A 5177-nucleotide genomic window follows, 5' to 3' on the forward strand; every position below is an offset into this window, starting at 1 on the left:
CGTCCTCCCGCAGGAGTCTTCGCGTCTTCCTCTCCAATCAACAGGCAACAAAAAATAATCAGCTTCAATGATTATTGTAATTTGAGATTTCGTTTATAATGAAAGATACAAGGTAAAGATGAATAAAATGAAAGCAGGTTAAGCGATTGCTTATTCTTACATAGGAAGTTGGGGGGAAATGAATAATAGAGAAGGTTTCATTTTTTGGAAGTTGGCTTATTCATTGATAGCAGATCATGGATATCGGATTATCCAATTATTTGAAAATCAAAAAGAGTTGTGGCTAGAAAAGATTGAAAATAAGAAAGCACCCATTATTCGTATTCTGAATCATAATTTGGATTGGAGTAATGCTATGCAGCGGGATATTGAGTTTACTGCTGCCAATGGGGAAAGAGTCCGTAAACAAATTGGGCGTCATGAGTTGAACATGGTCAACATATATGTCAGTCAATTTCCACCCGTTGATGAATACGAATTTCGTCTCGCTAAGCCTTTTGTCCATTCAGATGGGAATAAAACGATCGTTAATTCGATCCTTTTTGCAGAGGGACAATATGAAGAGGGATTCCGGCTTTTATCAGAAAGGCTTGCAGCTGAGGTTTCCTTTTCTATAAATGATAACTATTCAGAAGAAGATGTTGAGGTAGTCAAAAAAACAGCCTTGGATTATGCAATAAAAAAAGTACAGACGGAAAGAGCGATTCTATTGAATGGTAAACCGTTTTTTACTTATGTTTTCATTGCAATTCAGCTTGCTGTCTTTTTCTGGCTTCAATTGCATGGCGGGAGTACCAATACTTCTACGTTGATTAAATATGGTGCAAAAGTCAATCAATTGATTGTTGAAGGGGAATGGTGGAGATTTATTACTCCTGTTTTTCTCCATATTGGATTTGTCCATCTGGCAATGAATACTTTAGCTTTGTATTTTCTTGGAACGGAAGTAGAAAGAATATATGGCAGCCTTCGTTTTGTGGTGATTTACTTATTTGCCGGTGTTACTGGGTTTATAGCAAGTTTTATTTTTAGTGCGAACTTATCAGCAGGGGCAAGTGGTGCTATTTTTGGCTGTTTTGGTGCATTACTGTATTTTGGAGTTATTTACCCAAAATTATTTTTTCGCACGATGGGATTAAATTTGCTTGTTGTGCTCGGAATCAATCTAATGGTTGGATTCTCTGCATCTGGAATAGATAATGCTGGTCATTTAGGCGGGTTGGTTGGAGGATTCTTTGCAGCTGGTATTGTCCACCTTCCTAAGAAGAAAAAACGATTGCTGCAACTGTTATTTTTCATTGCATCTGCTGCACTGTTATGGGGTTCTTTAACCTACGGTTTTAGTGCATCTGGGAAAGCGTATGATGAAAACTCCCGTTTGTTAATGGCGCAGGAATATATAAAACAAAACAATTATGATAAGGCATATAACGTATTAAAGGAATCTGAAAAAAAAGCAGTAAATGTTTCGGAGAAAACCTATTTTCTCTTATCTTTCGTTGAAATTAAGAAGGAAATGCTCCCTGAAGCCAAAACACATCTAGAAAAGGCTATAAAACTTGACCCTAGTTTTGATGAGGCATACTTTAATTTAGCACTTATAAACCTAGAGCAAAAAGATTTGGAAGAAGCTAGAAAAAATATACAACAGGCTATTAAGCTTAAACCGAGTCAGGAGGATTATGGTACATTACAACAAGAAATTAATCGGCAGTTTCAGTCCAGCGACAATGTGGAGTAGGGTTAATTTTTTGATAAAAACTATGAATATATTGTCTTGAGTATAAATGGGCGCTTGAGTTATACTTTTTCTTGTACAATATTTTTCTCTCCATTAAAATACTAGGAGATATAGGATGAAAACTATTTATGATATTCAACAATTATTAAAGAGATTTGGAACGATTATTTATATTGGTGACAGAGTGGCTGACCTTGAATTATTGGAAATGGAATTAAAGGAACTCTATCAGTCACAATTGATAGAGCCAAGAGAGTTTCAAAGCGCATTATTAATTTTGAGGCATGAAATACAATTGCAAAAAGAAAAACTCCAAAGTAAAGATAGGTGATTTTAGTGTCAAAAAAATGGATTGTTGGTGTTGATCTTGGTGGTACCACAACTAAACTAGCTTTCATTACAAATGATGGCGAGATCGTTCATAAATGGGAAATACCAACGGATAATGCGCATGAAGGAAAAAATATAACCATAAATATCGCAAAGGCAATTGATGAACAACTAAAAGAACTTGGTCAAACAAAAGAGAATTTGATCGGAATCGGTATGGGTGCACCTGGTCCAGTTAATTATGAACAGGGGATCATATTAAATGTTGTAAATTTAGGCTGGCCTAATAACTTTCCTCTCAAAGACAGTCTTGAGACAGCAACCTTACTCCCTGCTGCGATAGAAAATGACGCGAACTGTGCCGCATTGGGTGAGATGTGGATGGGTGCAGGAAATGGAGCGAAGGACCTTGTTTGTGTCACGCTCGGTACAGGTGTCGGCGGTGGTGTAATTGCAGGCGGAAAAGTTGTTCAAGGCATAAATGGTGCGGCTGGAGAAATTGGCCATATTACTGCCATTCCTTTTGATGGAGCGCAATGTAACTGCGGGAAAACGGGTTGTCTTGAAACGGTGGCTTCTGCGACAGGAATTGTACGCTTAGCCCGAATGGAACTTGCTAAGGGGTTAGAAAGTGAATTAACGGCAAAAATGGCTGACAACAACTCGATTACAGCAAAAGATGTCTTTGATGCGGCACGTAATAATGATGGATTGGCTCAATCAGTATTGAATGAGGTTTCCTTCCATTTAGGTTTCGCCTTAGCGAGTATTGCCAACACACTTAATCCGGAAAAAATCGTTCTAGGCGGCGGTGTTTCCAAAGCGGGCGATATTTTATTAAATCCAGTAAAAAGTAATTTTGAGAAATTTACTTTTTCAGCGGTCCGTGACTCTACAACACTAGCTTTGGCTACACTCGGAAATGATGCAGGCGTACTTGGTGCAGCATGGCTAATTAAAAATCAATTGAATCAATAGACTACAAAGGAAAATCCGCAGTGATGCGGTTTTTTCTTTGTTCCTTTCCACAATAATTTATCTATGGCTTTTTTCCTGTTTTGAAAAATTTGTTATAATATTGAAACATTATCGTTAAAAAAACGTACTAACTTATAAGTAATAAGAGAGGAGGAAATATTGAGTAAATTGAACAGGACATATTGTAAAAATCCAATGTTTCTAGTCCTCTATTTAAGTTTTTTGATCCTCATCTTAGGTGCATGTTCCCAAAAGGAGCAAGTAAAGCTAAAAGTTCCTGTTAAAAATGAAAAGCCTAAATCTCCGGTTACCTCTGCTATTGGGGATAAGTGGAAATTACCCATTTCCATCCCGGAAGGTGAATTTTCCAAACTCGCCGGCTGGCTTTCTGAGAACCAAGTCCTCTATATTACGAACCTAGAACAAACTTCAAGTATATATCGCTATAATCTTTTATCAGGTAAGAATGAATTAATTTATAAAAGTGAATATCCCATCGTCAATGTAGTGATTAGTCCTTCAAAAAAAAGCATTTTAATCCATGCCTCGCATTCACCATCTGAAGGAATAGTAACAGTAATAGATACAAAAGGGGCCGAAATCCTGAAAAAATCATTTCAATCCTATGAATTAGGATTCGAATGGAATCCTTTTAATGAAACCCAGGTATTAGTAACTAAATTTGCCGAGGATTGGAGTTTTCAGGTGTTATTAGTAGACTTAAGAAAGTCGACTACATCCGAACTTGACGTACCTCAGCCTTTTATAAAATGGCTGGCACGTAATGAGATCGCCTTTATTAATTGGGATGAAGATCATCCGTCCTCCTATGCACCACTTAACGTTAAAAATATAGTGAATAAGTCGGAGAAGACGTTGTTTCCATCCTTAATCGATTTTTCAACCTTTCAAGACCTGCTAATGACAATCTCAGTAAATGAACAAGACCAGTCCGTAGCCAGTTATTCATTTTTCGATAAAAAACAGAAAAGGTTAGCTGTTTTTTCAATGCCGCAGTTAACAAGGTATTCAGATTGGTTAGTTCCTTTTTATGACTATAATGAACAAAAGAGACAATTTATTACTTTTAAACCGCTATCAAGTGGAGATGCAGATTCTTATACCGATGGTTTCCAACTCATCATCTATAATCTTAAGAATGACAGCAGCAGCCTGGTAATGGAAGGTTTAGATAATGAACCAATGATTTTATCCCCAACAGGTGAGGCACTTTTATATGGGAATCGCTTTGAAAAAATTATTGATCTTGATGCAAAAAAAATATATGAGTTGATAAATGAATGACACTAGTTATGGGTGTCATTTTTTTGTTTTTTCATCCGATATGTTAAAATCACGTTGATATCAAAAACTAAAAGAGGCAGGTATTAATTAATGGCGATTGTAGATGTAACCGTTATTCCCCTGGGCACTGAAACACCTAGTGTTAGTAAATATGTAGCTAGTGTTCAAAAAGTATTGAGAAAATATCAAGAAGAAGGGAAAATTCGATATCAATTAACTCCAATGAATACCATTATTGAAGGGGAGCTTTCTACTCTATTTGAAGTCATTCAAGAGATGCATGAGGTACCCTTCACTGAAGGCATCCAACGAGTTGCGACAACGATTCGTATAGATGACAGAAGAGATGTCAAGCGAAGCATGGAATATAAAGTAGAGCGGGTAACTAGCCTTTTAAATGAGGACTAAAATCTTTAAGCAAGGCTCTTTTTTGTAAACTTTGTTGGTAAAACAACAATCTATGCGAAAATTACCTTAAGTAAACACGGTTCAAAACAAAAAGACTGCCGGTTGGCAGTCTTTTCAACTCTCTTAGTGAGTTCCTGTAGGAAATCCAGATTCAACAATGGTCATAACGGTAAACCAGCCAAAAACCAAAAATGAAGCTACACCCCAAAATGCACCTAAGAAATTTTTAGTCTTGAGTGCTGAAAATGCACCGAAAGCAGCTAAGACCGTTACGATAGCAAAAATAATGACTAAACCCATGAAAAATCCCCCTCTTTTCGTGATAAGCAGGCATACGTTAAAGAAAAAAATTATGTACCTATATTATTTACATTCGTTTCTTATTTTATATTTTTTTCTCACATTTGTCGAGAGC

6 protein-coding genes are annotated in these 5177 nt (G+C 36.6%); 5 read left to right on the forward strand and 1 reads right to left on the reverse strand.

Translation table 11 applies throughout. From position 1 onward, the window contains the following. Positions 1–178 precede the first annotated feature (178 nt). From V7137_RS02530 to V7137_RS02550, 5 genes are all read left to right on the forward strand, one after another. Complete coding sequence (locus tag V7137_RS02530) at positions 179–1741, forward strand: rhomboid family intramembrane serine protease (protein ID WP_335696600.1); 1563 nt, start codon at positions 179–181, stop codon at positions 1739–1741. 115 nt (positions 1742–1856) lie between these two features. After that, on the forward strand, positions 1857–2072 hold the full coding sequence (locus V7137_RS02535) for a YqgQ family protein (RefSeq protein ID WP_335696601.1): 216 nt from the start codon (positions 1857–1859) through the stop codon (positions 2070–2072). 5 nt (positions 2073–2077) lie between these two features. Further along, positions 2078–3049: an ROK family glucokinase gene (locus tag V7137_RS02540; RefSeq protein WP_335696602.1), complete on the forward strand. Its 972-nt coding sequence runs from the start codon at positions 2078–2080 to the stop codon at positions 3047–3049. Between the two features lie 159 nt (positions 3050–3208). Continuing rightward, positions 3209–4354: a hypothetical protein gene (locus V7137_RS02545; protein WP_335696603.1), complete on the forward strand. Its 1146-nt coding sequence runs from the start codon at positions 3209–3211 to the stop codon at positions 4352–4354. Between the two features lie 90 nt (positions 4355–4444). Then, the gene (locus tag V7137_RS02550; protein WP_335696604.1) at positions 4445–4762 is read left to right on the forward strand and encodes an MTH1187 family thiamine-binding protein; all 318 of its coding nucleotides are present in this window, start codon (positions 4445–4447) and stop codon (positions 4760–4762) included. 123 nt (positions 4763–4885) lie between these two features. Here V7137_RS02550 and V7137_RS02555 read toward each other — a convergent pair whose 3' ends face one another. Further along, positions 4886–5062 (reverse strand): DUF2759 domain-containing protein, encoded by a 177-nt coding sequence (locus V7137_RS02555; RefSeq protein ID WP_335696605.1) that lies wholly within the window; start codon positions 5060–5062, stop codon positions 4886–4888. Positions 5063–5177 lie beyond the last annotated feature (115 nt).

The organism is Neobacillus drentensis (genome assembly GCF_036962765.1).
Classification (GTDB): domain Bacteria; phylum Bacillota; class Bacilli; order Bacillales; family Cytobacillaceae; genus Neobacillus; species Neobacillus drentensis_C.